The 18,241-nt window shown below is 62.7% G+C and carries 17 protein-coding genes, 1 pseudogene and 1 riboswitch; of the genes and pseudogenes, 6 read left to right on the top strand and 12 right to left on the bottom strand.

The annotated features are described in order from the left end of the window. Nucleotide 1 precedes the first annotated feature (1 nt). The gene (locus AU074_RS21215) at nt 2-958 is read right to left on the bottom strand and encodes a GlxA family transcriptional regulator (RefSeq protein ID WP_076016387.1); all 957 of its coding nucleotides are present in this window, start codon (nt 956-958) and stop codon (nt 2-4) included. A 167-nt stretch (nt 959-1,125) separates the two neighbouring features. On the opposite strand from AU074_RS21215, the gene AU074_RS21210 reads away from it, so the two are divergent. Together AU074_RS21210 and AU074_RS21205 are read left to right on the top strand one after the other, a co-directional pair. Next, a complete protein-coding gene (locus AU074_RS21210; protein WP_076016386.1) occupies nt 1,126-1,803 on the top strand; it encodes a type 1 glutamine amidotransferase domain-containing protein in 678 nt (225 codons plus the stop codon). A gap of 94 nt (nt 1,804-1,897) precedes the next feature. Further along, nucleotides 1,898-3,022 carry an alkene reductase gene (locus tag AU074_RS21205; RefSeq protein ID WP_076016385.1) on the top strand — a complete coding sequence of 375 codons (1,125 nt, stop codon included), beginning with the start codon at nt 1,898-1,900 and terminating at the stop codon, nt 3,020-3,022. Between the two features lie 6 nt (nt 3,023-3,028). Here the strand turns inward: AU074_RS21205 and AU074_RS21200 are convergent, their stop codons facing one another. After that, nucleotides 3,029-3,634, bottom strand: coding sequence for a glutathione S-transferase (locus AU074_RS21200; RefSeq protein ID WP_076016384.1), 606 nt, complete (start codon nt 3,632-3,634; stop codon nt 3,029-3,031). Nucleotides 3,635-3,735: 101 nt separating this feature from the next. Here AU074_RS21200 and AU074_RS21195 point away from each other — a divergent pair. After that, nucleotides 3,736-4,635: pseudogene (locus AU074_RS21195) on the top strand (LysR substrate-binding domain-containing protein). 14 nt (nt 4,636-4,649) lie between these two features. On the opposite strand, the gene AU074_RS21190 reads toward AU074_RS21195, so the two are convergent. Then, a complete protein-coding gene (locus AU074_RS21190; protein ID WP_076016383.1) occupies nt 4,650-5,648 on the bottom strand; it encodes an NAD(P)H-quinone oxidoreductase in 999 nt (332 codons plus the stop codon). Nucleotides 5,649-5,824: 176 nt separating this feature from the next. Between AU074_RS21190 and AU074_RS21185 the strand changes: the two genes are divergently transcribed. Both AU074_RS21185 and AU074_RS21180 read left to right on the top strand, forming a co-directional pair. Then, nucleotides 5,825-6,700 (top strand): LysR family transcriptional regulator, encoded by an 876-nt coding sequence (locus AU074_RS21185; RefSeq protein WP_076016382.1) that lies wholly within the window; start codon nt 5,825-5,827, stop codon nt 6,698-6,700. 107 nt (nt 6,701-6,807) lie between these two features. Further along, nucleotides 6,808-7,224 (top strand): DoxX family protein, encoded by a 417-nt coding sequence (locus AU074_RS21180; protein ID WP_076016381.1) that lies wholly within the window; start codon nt 6,808-6,810, stop codon nt 7,222-7,224. A 59-nt stretch (nt 7,225-7,283) separates the two neighbouring features. On the opposite strand, the gene AU074_RS21175 is transcribed toward AU074_RS21180, so the two are convergent. From AU074_RS21175 to AU074_RS21165, 3 genes are all read right to left on the bottom strand, one after another. Next, complete coding sequence (locus AU074_RS21175; RefSeq protein ID WP_076016380.1) at nt 7,284-8,102, bottom strand: alpha/beta fold hydrolase; 819 nt, start codon at nt 8,100-8,102, stop codon at nt 7,284-7,286. A gap of 87 nt (nt 8,103-8,189) precedes the next feature. Then, on the bottom strand, nt 8,190-9,581 hold the full coding sequence (locus AU074_RS21170) for an alginate export family protein (protein WP_076016379.1): 1,392 nt from the start codon (nt 9,579-9,581) through the stop codon (nt 8,190-8,192). Further along, complete coding sequence (locus AU074_RS21165; RefSeq protein ID WP_076016378.1) at nt 9,578-10,474, bottom strand: glyoxalase; 897 nt, start codon at nt 10,472-10,474, stop codon at nt 9,578-9,580. The genes AU074_RS21170 and AU074_RS21165 overlap by 4 nt, the downstream gene beginning before the upstream one ends. Nucleotides 10,475-10,622: 148 nt before the next feature. Here AU074_RS21165 and AU074_RS21160 point away from each other — a divergent pair, with 148 nt between their 5' ends. Further along, on the top strand, nt 10,623-11,690 hold the full coding sequence (locus AU074_RS21160; protein WP_076016377.1) for an NAD(P)-dependent alcohol dehydrogenase: 1,068 nt from the start codon (nt 10,623-10,625) through the stop codon (nt 11,688-11,690). A gap of 144 nt (nt 11,691-11,834) precedes the next feature. Here the strand turns inward: AU074_RS21160 and mntP are convergent, their stop codons facing one another. The 6 genes from mntP to AU074_RS21130 form a co-directional block, all read right to left on the bottom strand. Further along, a complete protein-coding gene (mntP, locus tag AU074_RS21155; protein ID WP_076016376.1) occupies nt 11,835-12,398 on the bottom strand; it encodes a manganese efflux pump MntP in 564 nt (187 codons plus the stop codon). Between the two features lie 10 nt (nt 12,399-12,408). Further along, nucleotides 12,409-12,575, bottom strand: a riboswitch (yybP-ykoY riboswitch). A gap of 41 nt (nt 12,576-12,616) precedes the next feature. Beyond that, the gene (locus AU074_RS21150; RefSeq protein WP_017475343.1) at nt 12,617-13,567 is read right to left on the bottom strand and encodes an oligopeptide/dipeptide ABC transporter ATP-binding protein; all 951 of its coding nucleotides are present in this window, start codon (nt 13,565-13,567) and stop codon (nt 12,617-12,619) included. Then, nucleotides 13,564-14,559: an ABC transporter ATP-binding protein gene (locus AU074_RS21145; RefSeq protein ID WP_076016375.1), complete on the bottom strand. Its 996-nt coding sequence runs from the start codon at nt 14,557-14,559 to the stop codon at nt 13,564-13,566. Before AU074_RS21145 ends, AU074_RS21150 begins: the two co-directional genes overlap by 4 nt. Continuing rightward, the gene (gene ddpC, locus AU074_RS21140) at nt 14,556-15,437 is read right to left on the bottom strand and encodes a D,D-dipeptide ABC transporter permease (protein ID WP_032868129.1); all 882 of its coding nucleotides are present in this window, start codon (nt 15,435-15,437) and stop codon (nt 14,556-14,558) included. Before ddpC ends, AU074_RS21145 begins: the two co-directional genes overlap by 4 nt. A gap of 19 nt (nt 15,438-15,456) precedes the next feature. Beyond that, a complete protein-coding gene (locus tag AU074_RS21135) occupies nt 15,457-16,473 on the bottom strand; it encodes an ABC transporter permease (RefSeq protein WP_017475340.1) in 1,017 nt (338 codons plus the stop codon). Nucleotides 16,474-16,634: 161 nt separating this feature from the next. After that, entirely contained in the window at nt 16,635-18,185 is a 1,551-nt protein-coding gene (locus AU074_RS21130) for an ABC transporter substrate-binding protein (RefSeq protein ID WP_076016374.1), read from the bottom strand. Between the last annotated feature and the right edge of the window lie 56 nt (nt 18,186-18,241).

Genomic DNA, 18,241 nt, shown 5'->3' with positions numbered 1-18,241 from the left:
ATCAGCTGAACGCTGCGCCAGCCCCTGCACTGAACAGCGCCGCCTGCATCGCCTGAGGCGGTTGCCCGAATGCGCGCAGGAACGCCTGGCGCATGCGCTCGCGATCGCCGAACCCGGTCTCGCGGGCGACCACTTCCACCGGATGGCGGCTGGTCTCCATCATCGCTCGCGCGGCTTCTACTCGCAGGGACTCGATGGCCTTGGCCGGGGTTTGCCCGGTCTCCTCGCGAAAGACCCGGCTGAACTGGCGCGGGCTGAGCCGCGCCACGGCCGCCAGCGCTTCGACCGAAAGGTCGTGAGTCAGATTCTCCCGGGCATAGGCCAGGGCCAACTGCACACGGTCGGATTTGGGGTCCAGTTCCAGCAGCGCCGACAGTTGCGACTGTTCGCTGCCACGCCGCTGGGCAATCACCAGCTTGCGCGCGATGCGGCGGGCGAGGTCGCTGCCCAGGTCGTTCTCCACCATCGCCAGCGCCAGGTCCACCCCGGCGCTCATGCCGGCGCCGGTCCAGATCTGGCCGTCGACAACAAACAGTTTGTCTTCCTCCAGGCGAATCTGCGGATAACGCTTGGCGAACGCCGGCGCATGCAGCCAGTGGGTGGTGGCGCGCTTGCCCTCGAGCAACCCGGCTTCGGCCAGCACGAAGATGCCCATGCACAGCGAAGCAATCCGTCGGGACTGCTTGGAGGCCGCCTGGACCAGCTTCAGCAGGTTGGCATCAGGCAGTTGGAACTCCAGGTAGCCGCTGACGATCAATGTGTCATAACCCTCGGGCCGGATCGGTGTGCTGTTCACCGAGAACCCTTGGGACGTCATGATCGGGCCGCCACTCTCCGACACCAGGTGAAACTCATACGCCTGCTCGCCCCGCAGCAGATTCGCGCACTCGAACACCGAGCCCAGGCTAAGGCTGAGGGATTGAAAGTTCGGGTAAACCATCAGCGCAATGCTGTGCATCTCATCTCTCCAAGGGGCGCGGAGCGGTGATTGTCGGCGTGTAACCGGTAAACGGCAACCGGCTTGGCACAATGTCCGGAATCCTTGCGGACATGACATTGTGCGGTTTTGGCCAGGCTCCTAAGCTTCATTCCATTCCAACCCATATCACCCCGAGGCACTGGCACATGAAAGTATTGATGGTTTTGACTTCTCACGACCAGCTTGGCGACACCGGCCGCAAGACCGGCTTCTGGCTCGAAGAATTTGCTGCTCCCTACTACGCGTTCAAGGACGCCGGGGCCGATGTGACCCTGGCCTCGCCAGCCGGTGGGCAACCGCCGCTGGATCCGGTCAGCGACCTGCCGGATTCGCAAACCGACCAGACCCGCCGCTTCGCCACCGACCCGGCGGCACAGCAGGCCTTGGCCACCACGCTGAAGCTGGAGTCGGTGAACGCCGGCGACTTCGACACCGTTTTCTACCCAGGCGGCCACGGCCCGCTGTGGGACCTGGCAGAGTCGAAAACCTCCATTTCCCTGATCGAAGCCTTCGAGCGTGCCGGTAAGCCGATTGGCTTTGTGTGCCACGCCCCGGGCGCCTTGCGTCACGTCAAGGCCGTCAACGGCGAGCCGCTGGTCAAGGGCCGACGCGTCACCGGCTTCTCCAACTCCGAAGAAGCCGCGGTTGGCCTGACCGACGTGGTGCCGTTCCTGATCGAGGATGATTTCAAGGCACTGGGCGGCAAGTACGAGAAGGGTGCCGACTGGCAGTCCTTTGTGATTGAAGATGGCCTGCTGGTCACGGGGCAGAATCCTGCCAGTTCCAGTGACGTCGCCAAAGCGCTGTTGAAGCTGACCGCGTAACCCGCTAAATCCCCCAAAAGTAAGTGATTGGCGGCTCCCCTGACCGGGAGCCGGCCACTTCTGCACGCCCAAAATTCGTCTCTGGACCCCCATCATGAGTAACAGCGCTTTAGGTACCCCGATCAAACTGGGGCACCACACCCTGAAAAACCGCATTGTCCTGCCGCCACTGACCCGCCAGAGAAGTGCCCAGCCCGGTGATATCGCCACGGACCTGATGGCGCTCTATTACCGCCAGCGCGCCACCGCCGGCTTCATGGTCAGCGAGGGCACGCAGATCGAGCCCCGCGGCCAGGGTTATGCCTGGACCCCGGGCATCTACACGCCGGAGCAGATCGACGGCTGGCGTACCGTGACCGATGCCGTGCATGCCGAAGGCGGCGTGATCTTCGCCCAGCTTTGGCACGTCGGCCGCGTGTCCCATCACGATCTGCAACCCGACGGCGCAGCACCCGTCGCGCCGTCGGCGATCCAGCCGCAGCAAGCCAAGGCATTCGTTGCAACCGGGCCCGGCACCGGTGAGTTGGTGCAGCCGCCAGAGCCCCGCGCCTTGGCTACTGCCGAGGTCAAGGAACTGGTGGGGCTGTATGCCCAGGCTGCAAAAAACGCACTGGCCGCCGGCTTTGATGGCGTGGAGATTCATTCGGCCAACGGCTACCTGGTCAACCAGTTCATCTCGGCGCATTCCAACCAGCGCGAAGATGAATACGGTGGCTCGCTGCACAATCGCCTGCGTTTTTTGCGGGAAATCGTCGAGGCGGTGGCCGAAGTGGTCGGCCCGGAACGCCTGGGTGTGCGCTTTGCGCCGTTGTTCAGCGGCACTGATCAGGATCGGGTTTACATTGGCCTGGTCGAGGAAGATCCGCATCACACCTACATTGAGGCGATCAAGGTGCTTGAGGCGGCCGGCATTGCCTACGTGTCCATCGCCGAGGCTGACTGGGACAACGCGCCGGAATTGCCCGAGTCGTTCCGCCAGGCGGTGCGCGACACCTTCACCGGTCGGATCATCTACGCCGGCCGCTACACCGCAGAGCGCGGTGTGCGGCTGGTGGAGGCGGGGCTGGCGGATCTGATTGCATTTGGCCGGCCATACATTGCCAACCCCGACTTGCCCCAGCGCCTGCTCAACGGTTGGCCGCTGAACCCGTTGAACGCTGCCGGCCTGTATGGCGGCACGGAAGTGGGCTTTACCGATTACCCGGTGTACGCCGGGTAAACGCGGCTACTCGGTCGGGTACTTGCGGAACGCCGAATGCTGTTCCGCACGTGCCGCATGGCGCTGCAAGTGCGGGAACGCATCGGCCTTCACGACGTCGGCTATTTTGAGCTGGGTGAAGGACCAGGCGACCGCCACGGTCAGGCTCGCCTGGGTCAGCGGCGCGTTGCTGTCGCGCGCCGCCACCAACGCCTCCAATAACGAATAAGCCTCCAGCAGTTGCCCGGTCACGCGGTCGATCCACGGTTGGTGCAGTTTTTCGGCGGGCCGCAGGTGGTGTTCGTAGACGATCTGCACGGTTTTTTCGCACGCGGCCAGCGCCAGGCCGATCACTTGCAGATCCCGGGCAAGTGTCACTGTTTGCTGGGGCAACAGCTTTTTGTCAGCCGGCGCCAGGGCTTCCAGGTATTCGAGGATCAGGCCGGAATCCATCAGCACCGTCCCGTCGTCGAGCACCAGTGTCGGTGCCTTGACCACCGGGTTGATCCTGGAAAACTCATCGAAGGTGCTGAACACCGACAGTGCCTGGTGTTCAAACGCGACACCGTACAGCTCCAGGGAAATTGCCACGCGGCGCACGTAGGGCGAGTCCAGCATGCCGACCAGTTTCATGAAGCCTCCATTTACCGCGGTGTTAAATTCAGATTACTTTATCGGCGGATTCAACCCTGCAATATTGATCTTTTTTATCACCAAAGGTTAGTCACGCTTACATGAACGCTTTCCCGCCCTTGACCGCACTGCGCAGTTTCGAAGCCACCTCCAGGCTTGGGAGCGTGACCCTGGCCGCCAAGGAATTGCACGTCACCCACTAGGCGATCAGCCAGCAGATCAAGGCGCTGGAGGAGATGGTCGGCCTTACCCTGTTTGTGCGTGAAGGTCGCGGGCTGCGTGTCAGCGAGGATGGCCGCTTGTACGCGCTGCAAATCCGCCAGGCGCTGGCGGACATTGAGCACGCTACCCTGACGATCCAGGCCCAGCCGAAAATGGGCGAGCTGGTGGTGGCCGTCATCCCCTCGTTTGCCCGCGCCTGGTTGATCCCCAGGCTGCCGGCGTTTCAGCAGCGTTACCCGGACATCAACATCCGCCTGCAAGCCAGCCTGACGGTTTCCAACCTGCATCAGGAGTCGGTGGATATCGGCATTCGCATGGGCAAGGGCGACTGGGAGGGCGTGGAGCAGACGTTACTGTTTCATGACGAACTGGTGGTGGTCGCGGCGCCACACTTCAACGGCGGGCACCTGCCGTGCACGCCCGCGCAGATCATCGAGAGCCGGATAATTCACAGCACCGAATCCTGGCTGCCCTGGTGCCAGGCGGCCGGTGTGGACATGGCGGTTGAGCGTCAGGGCCTGTGCAGCAACGATTCGAACCTGGTGCTGGAGGCGGTGCGGCTGGGGCAGGGCATCGCGCTGGATCGGCGCAGCCTGGTGCAGGACGCCATTGGGCGAGGTGAGTTGGTGCAGTTGAGTGAGATCACCGCACCGTACCCTTATCCGTATTGGCTGGTGTGGCCGCCACGGGAGCGTGCGGCGAACAAGCAGCGGGAGTTTTCCGAGTGGTTGTTCGCCGAGGCGCAAGCGTATCAGGCCCTGCTGAAAACCCAGGCCTGACCCGCAGCGTTTTCTCAATCCACCCGCAGCACGATCTTGCCTATGTGATCACCGCCTTCCATCCGCGCATGGGCCTTCGCGGCGTCGGTGTAGGCATACACCTCATCGATCATCGGCAGGCAGCGCCCGGCCGACAGCACCGGCCACACGTGTTCACGCAGTTGTGCGGCAATCGCAGCTTTTTCTTCCCGGGTGCGTGAGCGCAACAACGAGCCGGTAACGATCGCGCGTTTGCCGAGAATTGCCAGCAGGTCGATGTCCTTGGCGCGTGCGCCGCCCAGGAAGCCCAGCATCACCAGTCGACCTTCCATGGCCAGGGCGCTGATGTTGTCGTTCAGGTAGGAGCCACCCATGATGTCGAGGATTACATTCACGCCCTTGCCAGCGGTTTTGTCGGCGATGACCTCTGCGAAATTCTGTTCCCGGTAGTTGATCGGCTCGGCCCCCAGCTCGCGGATGGCGGCGCATTTTTCTGCGCTGCCGGCGGTGGCGAACGCTTGGATACCGAACTCGCGGCAGAGCATCAGCGCGGTGGTGCCGATGCCGCTGGTGCCGCCGTGGATCAGCACGCGCTGGCCTTTGTGCGCGCCGCCGATGCCGAACAGGTTGGCCCACACGGTGAAGAAGGTTTCCGGGATCGCTGCCGCCTGAATCCACTCCAGGCCATCGGGAACCGGCAAGGTCTGGCTGGCGGGCACCGCGCAGTACTGCGCATACCCGCCGCCATTGGTCAGGGCGCAGACCTTGTCGCCCAACGCAAACTCGCTGACGCCTTCGCCCAGGGCGACCACCACACCGGCCACTTCCAGCCCGGGAATCGGGCTCATGCCGGGTTTCATCGGATACGTGCCGGCGCGCTGCAGGGCGTCCGGGCGATTGACGCCGGCGGCGTGTACGCGGATCAGCACTTCGCCGGGGCCGGCGACAGGTACCGGCTCCTGGCGTGGTTGCAGGACTTCGGGGCCGCCGGGGCTGGTGATTTCGATCAGGGTCATTTCGTGGGGCAGAGTCATTTGAGTGCACCTGTAGCAATGAACGTGTGGGTTGGGACCGCGCCCGTTACCGAGCGGTTCAGCCTGCTGGCGATCCTGGGTATTTTTTCTGGTGCCCAGCATAGTCCTGATGAGTGATGCAATAATGCTGCGATTACACGTCACAATGATGCAAAACTGCATCGAAGGGAGAAGCCATGAACTGGGACGATGCCCGGGTATTTCTCGCGGTGTGCCGCGAGTCCACTTCGCGCGGTGCCGCGCGGGTGCTGGGGGTGGATCAGGCCACCGTAGGGCGGCGGGTCAATGCCCTGGAAAAATCCTTGAACGCGACGTTGTTTCTGCGCACCTCCGAAGGCTATGCGCTGACGGCCGTGGGTGAGGCCGCCTTGCAATCAGTGGAGAAAATGGAGCGTTCGGCCATTGAACTGGAACGTCAGGTCCAGGGCCTGGACGACCGCCTGACCGGCACCGTACGGGTGACCACCACCGACTCCCTGGCCATCGACTTCCTGATCCCGGCCATCGCCCGGCTGCACGACACGCACCCTGACGTGCGCGTGCAGATGGACGCTTCGACCCAGATCCTGAGCCTGGCCAAGCGTGAAGCTGACATCGCCGTGCGCAACACCCGCCCGGACAACCCCGACCTGATCGCCCGGCGCATCGCCCGCTGGCCGGTGGGGCTATTTGCCTCGCAGGCGTATATCGACCGTCACGGCGTACCGGAGCCGGGTAGCGTGTTCGAAGGGCACGACCTGGTGGTGTACGAGCCGCACCTGCAAAGCCAGAAAGACATGACCCTGGTCTCCGAGCCCCTGGGCCGTGGGCGCATCGTCGCTGCCTTGAGCTCCAGCCTGCTGGTGCGCCGGTCCATCGCTGCGGGCCTGGGCATCGGTGAAATTCCGCTGATTACCGGCGAACGGGAAGGTCTGGTGCGGCTGTGGCCGGAGCGTACGCGGCCGTTGCCCTACGATGTGTGGCTGGTGACCCACGCGGACTTGCGGCACACCGCGCGGGTGCGGGTGGTGATCGATGAGATCGTCGCCGGGTTTGCCGACACGGGTGAGTAAGGTCCCAGGTCAGCACATCGCTGCAATTTCCGAGGCGTCCGTGGCCGCACAATCGGCTCCGGTTCCGGCGTAAAAAAGTCGGTGAACGTCACGGGAACAGGTCGCTTATGAACGCATCACAACGGGAAGAATGGGCACGGGATTCAGGGCTGCTGTTTTTGCGGGTCAGCGGGGGCTTGTTCCTGCTGTGGGTCCATGGCCTGCCCAAGCTGCTGGACTATGGCGAACAGTTGAAGGTGATCGAGGATCCTTTTCACCTTGGGGCGAGCGTGACACTGCTGCTGGCGATTTTCGCCGAAGTACTGTGCCCACTGTTGATCATTGCCGGGGTGCTGGTGCGCCTGGCCTGCTTGCCGATCCTGAGTGTGCTGTTGATTGCCATGCTGGTGGTGCATCCGCAATGGACACTGCTCGAAGGGCAGTTTGGCTGGCTGCTGTTGATCATTTTCACCAGCATCCTGATTGCCGGGCCCGGGCGAATAGCGTTCAACCAGCGGTGGGTCGGCGCGCTGCGTTACGCCTGAATAAAAAAGGCCGGGTGCAAACCCGGCCAAAAGGAGTGGAGCAGGGTGATGCAATTGCTTCAGCGCTTCAGGAACGCCAGCAGGTCGGCGTTCAAGGCTTCGGCATGGGTGACCGCGAAGCCGTGTGGCGCATCCTTGTACACCTTCAATTCGGCGCCCTTGATCATCTCGGCGGCCACCTTGCCGGTGGTTTCGAACGGTACGATCTGATCGCCATCACCGTGGATCACCAGCGTTGGCACGTCGATAGTGGCCATGTCCGGGCGGAAGTCGGTTTCCGAGAACGCGGTGACGCAATCCACGGTGGACTTGAGCGAGGCGAGCAGGGCGATCTGCAAGGTCTGGGTCAGTACGCCCTCGGAGACTTTCTGGCCCTTGTTGATGCCGAAGAACGGTGTGTTGAAGTCGGAAATGAACTGCGCGCGGTCCTTCAGCAGGCCGGCCTTGATGCCGTCGAACACATCCTTGGGAACACCTTGCGGGTAGTCGGGTTTCTGGCCGAACAGCGGCGTCACCGCCCCCAGCAACACCAGGCCGGCAACGCGCGCGCTGCCATGGCGCGCGATATAGCGGGCGACGTCGCCACCGCCCATGGAGAAGCCCACCAGCGTCACGTCTTTCAGGTCCAGGTGGTTGATCAGTTCGGCGATATCGTCGGCGAAGGTGTCGTAGTCGTTACCGGTCCAGGGTTGGTCCGAGCGGCCAAAACCACGGCGGTCGAACGCGATGGTGCGGTAGCCGCGGCTGCTCAGGTACTCCATCTGGTATTCCCACATGTCCGCGTCCAGCGGCCAGCCGTGGCTGAACAGCACCGGTTTGCCGCTGCCCCAGTCCTTGAAGTAGATTTCGGTGCCGTCTTTGGTGAGTAAAGTGCTCATGGAAACTCCTTGGGTGAGTACGAAGGCAAAGGCTGACTATTGTCGAACAGGCGCTGGCAGCGCTTGTACGGGTGTGCTTGGTTGGGTTTACCAACTGAACTTGAGCTCGACCCCCAGGTAATTGCTGTCATGCCCGCCGGCATCCCGCAGCGTCTGGCCGACCGCGTAGTGCACGGCTTCGACGGCGCCGGTGAGGTTGGGGGTAAACCCGTAGTCGGTACGAACTTGAGCATAGGCGCCGGTCCAGCGTTCACCCTGGCCTGCGGTTCCGGCCACCGGCAGGTTGGGCTGAGTGTAGACCGCGTCTGCGGTGGTTTGCCGCCAGAGCAGGCCCACGGCGGTCTGAACGCTGAGCTTGGCGATGGGCTTGACGGTGATCGACGGCTTGACGTGAATCAGGTTGCTGTAGCCCGTATAACCCGCCAGGGAAAAGTAGTAGCCATTGGGGAACAGCGGGTTGAACGTCCCCACTGTGCCGTCACCGGCGTGGCGGTCGCCCGAGGCGATATCCATCTGCAGCCCCAGGCGCGGTGTCCAGGCCAGGCTGTCGAAGGTGTAGCCCACGCGGCTGCCGCCACCCCAGGCACGGATATCCTTGTGCCCCACCGAGCCACCTTGCAGCATGGCTTCAATGTCCCAGTCAAAGCCCAGGGCCGCGCCGCCCAACCGCGCGTCGAACAGTTGGCGTTTTTCATCGCCGTCGCCGTCCAGGTAGTGGGCATCGCTGCGTTCATACACCCCGTAATAGGCCGACAGCTCATTTTTGCCACCCACCAACCGCTCGACCCGCAGCATGTGAAACTGCGCGTCAGCGTTGGATTTATCGTCGAAGTGCCGCTCGTCCTGGTACTGCACCGGGTGGCTGGCGATCCCGATAAAACGCCAGTTCGAGGTTTCCCAGTCAGCCCACAGCGCATCAAAGGACTGGCGCACATTCGGCCCATCCCGTGACGAGATGAAACGCTGCAAGTCGAAGGCAAAGTCCTGCCGGCCGACGCGACCCTTGAACGTGCCGGTACTGAAGGTGTTGATGTATTCGGCAAAGGCCAGGCGCAGGTCGACGCGGTTTTGGTCGGCGCCGCCGATTGAGGTCTTGTCATAGGCCCGGGCGTCTTCCAGCTGGGTGAACACCCGCCAGTTTTCATTCAGGTGCAGGTCGGCATGCACCTGAAATCGCTGGATCAGGTAGCGGTCACGGGCTACGTTCTTCACGCCGAAGCCGCCCGCGTCATTCATCTCGAAGCGCTCGCGCAAGGTCGCGCCCAGGGACAGGTAAGTGAGCGGGTTGGCACTGGACAGCGGGATGTACTTCAGGCTGTCCAGGGGTTGGGTGCGCAGCGTTGGGTCCTTGAGCACGGACCAGTCTTCCTGCCAGCGGTTGGCCTTGATCGCTGGCCGTGCCGGTTGATCGTCAGCGTGGGCGCTGCCTGCCAGCAGCGGCCACAGCACCGCCAGGCCCCAGCCTGTGGTGCGGATCATTTTGCCCCGCTGAGCTGGTGAATCTCCGCGACGTAACCGCCCGGGAATTCCACCAGCGCGCTGCGCCGGCCCTTACTGTCAAACGCCGGGACCAGCACCTTGGCACCGGAGCCCGTGGCTTTGCCCAGCGTGTCGGTCAGGTCGGCCACCTGGTAGCCGGTGGTTTCATGGCCGAAGGGGTAGGGCAGTTGGCCGTTGGTGACCAGCACCGCCATGCGCCCGAACGGCGACTCGATGTCGACGCGGCGATAGCTGCCGCTGGCCTGGCCGATTTCGACCGCCGGGGCATGCTTGTCATCGGCCAGGACTTTGCCGTGGGAAAACCCGATGAAGGATTTGATGAACGTGTCGGCACGGTCGCTGGAGACATACACGCGGTTCTCCGGAACGGTCTGGAACGCCGCGTAATCCGGGGCCTTGGTGTGCCAGTAGAGCTGCATATTCACACCGCCCGGCCACTGGATCACCGCATCACGGCCGATGGGGTCGGGAAAATCACTGACAATCACCGCCGCGCCGTTTTCCCGGGCAGCCTTGAGTGCAAGGTCCATGTCCTTGACCAGGTAGCCGTTACGCTCCTGGCCGAACGGATGCGGGACAGGTGTGGTGAAGCCAAACAACGACACCGTGCCGGCCGGCGTCTGCAAGAGTTGCGAAGTGGTGCTGCTGGGCACCGGCAGTACATTCACCACCACCTGGGCCGTGCTTTTGCCGCCGAACGTGGCGAGAAAACTCTGGGCAAAGCGGTCCACGTCAGCCGGGGCGACATAAACGTGGCTGGTGTCGTATTGCGGCGCCACGGCTACGTTCGGGGTTGCGGCAAACGCGCTGCCCATCATCTGTGCGGCCAACAACGTCAAGGCCAGCGGTATCGTCATTACTTTCTTGCGCATGCCCACTCTCCAGCACTCTTTAGCGTGATCGAAAGCCGTCAGCTTAGGGACCGGGCCGCCCGGCGGATTGTATGGACGTGCTCGGTTGAACGGTTCAGCGTCTATGCTGGTCAACTGACTTCAACGTCTGATTACGCAGGTGAACGAAATGGCCAAGACTTACAGCTATGCCGCTCGTGACTCCAAGGACTCACTCAAACCCTTCACATTCGAACGGCGCGCCCCCGGGGCCGACGACGTGCAAATCGACATCCTCTACTGCGGCGTCTGCCACTCGGACCTGCATACCGTGCGCAACGAATGGCACAACACCTTGTACCCGTCGGTGCCGGGCCATGAAATCGTTGGCCGGGTGACGGCGGTGGGCGCCAATGTCAGCAAATTCAAGGTGGGCGACCTGGCCGGCGTCGGCTGCATGGTCGACAGTTGTCAGCACTGCGAATCCTGCGCCGAGGGCGAAGAGCAGTACTGCGAAAACGGCTTCACCGGCACCTACAACGGCCCGGTGTTTGGCGGCGAAAACACGTTCGGCGGCTACTCGGACAATATCGTGGTGAAGGAGAAGTTCGTCCTGCGCATCTCCCACGACGAGAGCAACCTGGCGGCGGTCGCGCCGCTGCTGTGTGCAGGCATCACCACCTACTCACCGCTGCACCACTGGAACGTCGGGCCGGGCAAGCGCGTTGGCGTCGTCGGCCTGGGTGGCCTGGGGCATATGGCGGTGAAAATCGCCCACGCCATGGGCGCCTACGTGGTGCTGTTCACCACCTCGCCGAACAAGCGCGAAGACGGCCTGCGCTTGGGTGCCGACGAAGTGGTGGTGTCGAAGAACCCGGATGAAATGGCCAAGGTTGCCAACTCCCTGGACTTCATCCTCAACACCGTGGCTGCGTCTCACAACCTCGATGCCTTCCTCAACCTGCTCAAGCGCGACGGCACCATGACCCTGGTAGGCGCCCCGGACAGCCCACACCCGTCGCCGACCGTGTTCAACCTGATCTTCAAGCGCCGCAGCCTGGCCGGATCGTTGATCGGCGGCATCCAGGAAACCCAGGACATGCTGGATTTCTGCGCCAGGCACGGGATTGTCTCGGACGTCGAGATGATCGACATCCAGAGCATCAATGAAGCCTACGAGCGGATGCTCAAGGGGGATGTGAAGTATCGGTTTGTGATCGATATCGAGAGCTTGAAGAAAGAAAAGCACGCGGCCTGATTAATCACCGCAGAACCTCTGTGGGAGCAGGCTTGTGGGGGAGCGGGCTTGCTCGCGAAAGCGGTGTGTCAGTCGCTCAATATGCTGGCTGAACCACCGCCTTCGCGAGCAAGCCCGCTCCCACATTTTGATCTTCGCTATTGTCTAGACCGACAGGTGCTCATACAAAATCGTCGCACCCACCAGCATCAGCACCACGCCGCCGACCATCTCGGCGCGCTTGCCCACCACGGTCCCCAACACCCGGCCGAGCATCATGCCGATGGTCACCATGGTCATCGTCGCAAAACCAATAGCCGCTGCCGCCACCAGGATATTCACGTCGACAAACGCCAGGCCCACACCGACCGCCAGTGCATCAATGCTGGTGGCAAACGCCGTCACGGCAAGAATCATGAACGAGTGCTGGCTCGGTTTCTCTTCCTCTGGATCATCGGCTTTCATGCCGTTGTAGATCATGTGCAGGCCCAGGCCGACCAGCAAGGTAAAGGCGATCCAATGGTCCCAGTCCTGCACCCAGCGGGTGGCAGCCTGGCCAATAGCCCAGCCGATAATCGGCGTGATGGCTTCGATCACACCAAAGATCAGGCCGGCCCGCAGGGCTTCGGTCAAACGCGGTTTGTGCAGGCTGGAACCTTTACCGATGGCCGCCGCAAAGGCGTCCGTGGACATGGCAAGGGCGAGAAGGATGAGGGAAATGGGGTTCACGGTAAGACTTCCAGTCGGGCTATATGAGTCAACGACACAACCACACGCCCGACTTCAGGCATGGATGTGTCGCTGGTCTCACCAACCAAAATGGTGTTCGCACCACGGCATGTTGCCGAGAATGTTGATACGAACGCTTCGAGAATCCGAAGCAGGCTACTCCCCAACGAGGTGGCGGATCATAGCCTTGGCTACATGAAAATTTTGTTAACCGTGCCTCACGGATGCTCCAGATGACACCGTACCTGCTGACTCATCCCGCCGGTCAACCGCTGCGGCCGCTCGCACCCTTGGGTGCGGCGCGGGCAGCGATCAAGGAAAAAGCACCCGCCCGGCAACACCCGGTTCCCCGGCAACTCGGTGGGCGCACTGACATACGCATCATCCAGCGCCACCCCCAGCTTGGGCACGGCCTCCAGCAGCAGTTGGGTATACGGATGCTTCGGCTGCTCCAGCACTTGCTCGGCACACCCCAGCTCCACGATCTGCCCCAGGTACATCACCGCCACCCGGTCGGCCATGTGCCGCACCACGGACACGTTGTGGGAGATCAGGATGTAGGTCAGCCCCAGTCGGCGTTGCAGCTCGGCGAGCAGGTTGAGGATTTGTGCCTGGACCGAGATGTCCAGGGCCGAGGTCGGCTCGTCCAGTACCAGGATGCTCGGATTGGAGGCGAGCGCGCGGGCAATGGCGATGCGTTGGCGCTGGCCACCGGAGAACTGGTGCGGGTAGCGGTCCAGGTATTCGGCGCGGATGCCCACTTGGGCGGCGACCTTGGCGGCGATGGTGCGCATTTCACCCTTGGGCGTGTCGCCGAGGGCGAACAACGGCTCGGTGATGATTTTCCAGATGGGCAGGCGCGGGTCGAGGGACGATTGCGGATCCTGGAATACGATCTGCACATGGCGATGGCGTTCCCGGGCGCTTTCATAGACCCAGTCCACTTCGCCGTCGCTGGGCTTGACCAGGCCCATCAACAGTTGAGCGAGGGTGCTTTTACCACAGCCGGATTCGCCGACAATCCCCAGGGTTTCCCCGCGGCGAACCTGCAAGTCGATGCCGTTCAGGGCGTGGGCATAACCGCGCGGGCGGCCCAGCCAGTCGGTTTTCACCGGGAACTTGACCCGTACATCCCGCAGAGCCAGCAGTGAATCTTGAGGCACTGTCATTGCACCGACTCCCCGGCAGTCAGCCAGCACGCGCTTTTGCGGGTGCCGGCAGGGTTGATCAGATCCAGGCGCGGGCGCTCGATGCACTGGCTCATGGCCTGGGGGCAGCGTTCGCGGAAGGTGCAGCCTGAGGGCAGGGCGGCGAGGTTGGGCACCTGGCCGGGGATGGTCAGCAGGTCGTCGCCGGGCTTTACCTGTTCCGGCAAACCGCTGAGCAGGCCCTGGGTGTAGGGATGGCGCGGGTCGCTCATCACTTGGGCGGTCGGGCCTTCTTCCACCACCGCGCCGGTGTACATCACGTAGACCCGGTCGCAGAACTGCGAGACCACCGCCATGTCGTGGGTAATCAGCAAAATCGCGGTACCGCGTGCCCGGGCTTTTTCCCGCAGCAGCAACAGCACCTGGCGTTGCACGGTGACGTCGAGGGCAGTGGTGGGCTCGTCGGCGATCAGCAACTGTGGGTCGCAGGAAAACGCCAGGGCGATCATCACCCGCTGGCGCATGCCGCCGGAGAGTTCGAAAGGGTAACTGTCGAGCACTTGCTCGGGGTCGGCGATGTGCATGTCCCGCAACAGGGCAATGGCCTTGGCGCGAGCGGCAGCTTTGCTCAGGCGCTGGTGGTGAATGATCACGTCGAGCATCTGCCGGCCAATGCGCCGGGTCGGGTTCAGCGCGGTCATCGGTTCCTGGAAGATCATCGCCGCGTCCCGTCCGCGGATCTGCAACAGCTCCTTCTCGCTGGCAGCCAACATGTCGCGGCCAAGCATCTGCAAGCTGCCGGCGGTGATCCGGTAACTGCGTTCCGGCAGCAGGCGCAGGCTGAGCATGGCGGTCACGGATTTACCGGAGCCGGACTCACCCACCACGCCGACCACTTCGCCGGGGTTGACGTGTAACGACACGCCGTTGAGTGCCTGGACGTTGTTGCGGTAAGCCGGGAACTCCAGGCTCAGGTTATCGATGGCAAGGACTGCCGGACTGGACATGGTCATTTCCCCTGTTGCCGTGGGTCGAGCAGGTCACGAACACCGTCACCCAGCAGGTTGAAACCGGTCGCGGTGACCAGGATCGCCAGCCCCGGAAAGGTCGAGTACCACCAGTTGTCGAGAATGAAATTGCGCCCGGTAGCAACCATCGCGCCCCATTCGGCGGTGGGCTGCTGTGCACCCAGGCCGATGAAACCCAGGGCCGAGGCCATCAGGATCGCGCTGCCGATGTCCAGGCTCAGTTGCACCAGCAACGGCGGCATGGCGTTGCGGCCCACGTGCCACGACACGATGTGCCAGCGCCCGGCGCCGAAGGTCTGGGACGCCTTGACGTAGCCCATCTGGCGAATGCTCAGGGCTTGGCCGCGGGCCAGGCGCACGTAGAACGGAATACGCACCACGGTGATCGCCAGCATCGCGTTGAACAGGCTCGGGCCCAGGGCTGCGGCCAGGGCCATGATCAGCACCAGGGACGGCACCGACAGCATGATGTCCATCAGGCGCATGATCAGGCTGTCGAAACGCCCGCCGATAATCCCCGACAGGCAACCCAGCAAGCCGCCCACCAGGCAGGATGAAAACGCCACGAACAGGCCGACGCCCACCGACTGGCGGCTGCCGTACAGCACCCGGCTGAACAGGTCGCGGCCGACTTCATCAGTGCCGAACCAATGCTCGGCGGAAGGTTCGGCCAGGCGTTGGGCCAGGTTCAAAGCGTTGGGATCATGGCTGGCCAACCAAGGGGCGAAGGCCATGCAGATCAGCACGATCAAGGTGATGGTCAGGCCGGCGATGGTCAGCGGGCTGCGGCGTATTTGATAGCCCAGGTACTCCATTCGCGCGCGCCAGGTGGGGCGCTGCTCCAAGGGTACCGGTACGGGCATGGTCACGGGTGCGGTCATCTCAATTCACCTCGCCGATGCGTGGGTCGACCACCCGGTAGAGCAGGTCGATCAGCATGTTCAGCAGCACATAAATAAACGACACCATGATCGCGAAGCCCATCACTGCCGGGAAATCCAGGGACTGGATCGACTTCACCACATAGGCGCCCATGCCCGGCCAGGCGAACACGGTTTCGGTGAGCACGGCGCCGTACAGCAGGTCACCGAGGGTCAGGCCGAGCACGGTGATCGACGGGATCAGCGCATTGGGCAGGGCGTGGCGCAGGATCACTGCCCAGCGCGACAGGCCGTAGGCACGGGCGGTGCGGATGTAGTCCTCGCCCAACTGGTCGAGCATCGCCGAACGGATCTGCCGGGCGACCACGCCGAGGTTGACGAAACCCAGGGTGACGGCGGGCAGGATCAGGTGCTCCAGGGCATTCAGGAACAGCGGGATATCGCCGGCCAGCAGCGAGTCGATCAGGTAGAAGCCGGTAATGGTGCGGGGTGGTTCCAGGCCTTCATCCAGCCGACCGCTGCCGGGCAGCCAGCCGAGTTGGCCGTAGAACAACACGATCAGGCCCAGGCCAAGCCAGAAGGCCGGCGTGGAAATGCCGGTGACCGCCAGCGTTCGGGCGATCTGGTCGATGGCGCGGTTGTGATACACCGCTGACAACACGCCAAGCGGTACGCCTACCAATACCGAGAGCAACAGGGCGGCAACCGCCAGTTCCAGGGTCGCGGGGAAGAAGGCTTTCAGGTCTTCCAGCACCGGGCGGCTGGTGCGGATCGACGTGCCGAGGTCGCCGTGCAGCAGGTCGCTCATGTAGCGGCCATATTGCTGGTACAGCGGCAGATCGAGGCCCAGTTGATGACGGATGTTCTCGACGATAGCGTCGCTGGCCCGGTCGCCGGCAATCAGGCGCGCGGGGTCACCCGGGATCAGGTGGGAGATGCAAAAGGTAATCAGCGAAACGCCGACGACGACCAAAATCAGGCCGAACAGGCGTTTGCGCAACATATTCAGGAAGGCCATGAGGGCTCCTCGGTAACACAGGACGGGCAGCGTTCAACTGTAGGAGCGAGCTTGCTCGCGAAGGTCGTCAATGATGGCGCGCTGATCCTGAATGAATGCGGCGCTCTCGGGTTCTTCGCGAGCAAGCTCGCTCCTACAGGGGTATCGAGATCAAGCGGCAGTTACTTACTGATCTCAGCCACGTTGAACACCTGCTCCAGCATCGGATGGAACACATAACCCTTCACCGACTCACGCATCGGCAGGGTGTAGTTCTTCTGATACAGGTAGGCGTACACGCTATCCTTGAGCACGATCTTCTGGGCTTCCTGGTACAGCTCGGTGCGCTTGGCCGTGTCGTTGTTGGCCGCCGCATCGCGAATCAGCTTGTCCACCACCGGGTTGCTGTAGAACGAGCGGTTGCCCGGCAGCCCTTGCAGGGAGGAGTCGAACCAGAAGTTCATGTACATGTAGGGATCGGAGAAGTCCGGCGCCCACGAGCCGATGGACACGTCGAAGTCACCCTTGCCCAGGCGCTCGCGCATGGTGGCGTTGGCCAGTTTTTCCATCTTCAGGTTGATCCCCAGCGGCGCCAGGCTGGCTTGCAGGGTCAGGCCGATGGATTCCCAGTCCGGGTCCTTGTCGGAGTACATGTAGTTCAGGTTGGTGATTTTTGTCGGGAGCTTCTTCAGGTTGGCGCCGGCGCTGTCCAGGTCCTGTTTCATCAATGGCAGGCTCGGGTCATTGGCCCACATGCCGGCGGGAATCGGCCCGTTCATCAACTTGGCCTGGCCCTTGAGAATGCCGTCGACAATGCCTTTGTAGTCCACCGCATCAACGATTGCCTGGCGGGCGTTCTGGTTGTTCAGCGGGGCTTTCTGGTTGTTCAGGTACAGGTAGGTCACCCGCAGCGACGGGAATTCCTTGATCACCACGTCTTTCTTTTTGGCCAGGTTGGTGAGTTGGTCCTGAGGCATGTCTTCGGCAATGTCCAGATCACCGCGTTCCAGTTGCAGGCGGCGTACCGAGGCTTCGCTGATGATCTTGATCACCACCTTGTTCAGCGCGGGCTTGGCGCCGGCGTAGTAGGTGTTGGGTTCCAGGGTCAGGCTCTGGCCCTTCTGCCAGTTGGTCAGGCGGAACGCGCCGGAACCGGCGGTGTGGGTGGAGAGGTAGGCGTTGACGTCGCCCTGTTTCACCACGTCCGGGTTGATGATGCCGGCGCCGTTGTGGGCGAGGGTGTAGAGGAAGGGCGCGTAGGGTTTGGTCAGGGTGAAGCGCACGGTCAGCGGGTCGACCACGGTGACTTTCATGTCATCCGGGAACGCGCCCGACGGGCCTTGCTTGAGCTGCATCACGCGGTCGAAGGAGAACTTCACCGCATTGGCATCGACCTCGGCGCCGTCATCGAACTTGTTGCCGGGCTTGAGTTTGAAGTCCCACACCAGGCCGTCGGCCGAGGTGGTCCAGCTGTCGGCGAGGTCGCCCTTGACGTCGGTGCTGCCCTTGCCGTTTTCGACTTTGTAGGCCACCAGTTTCTGGTACGCCGGGTACGTCACCGCCCAATCGTTATTGTCGATGGTCACGGCCGGGTCGAGGGTTTGCGGGTCGGCGGCCTTGCCGATCATCAGGGTGTCTTTGGGCGCGGCCGCACTTGCCGATTGCCACGCGCCCAGGCTCAGGGCGGCGCACAGCAGGGAGAGTGCGAGGGTCTTGCGGTTACTTGGGGTCATGCCGGTTTCCTTGATTATTTAGAGGAAAAAGCGGGTTGGTTTATTTTTATGAAATC

Source organism: Pseudomonas sp. ATCC PTA-122608 (assembly GCF_001952855.1).
Lineage (GTDB): Bacteria > Pseudomonadota > Gammaproteobacteria > Pseudomonadales > Pseudomonadaceae > Aquipseudomonas.
The sequence above is the reverse complement of the archived record's forward strand: the minus strand, read 5'-3'. Positions and strand labels throughout refer to the sequence as shown.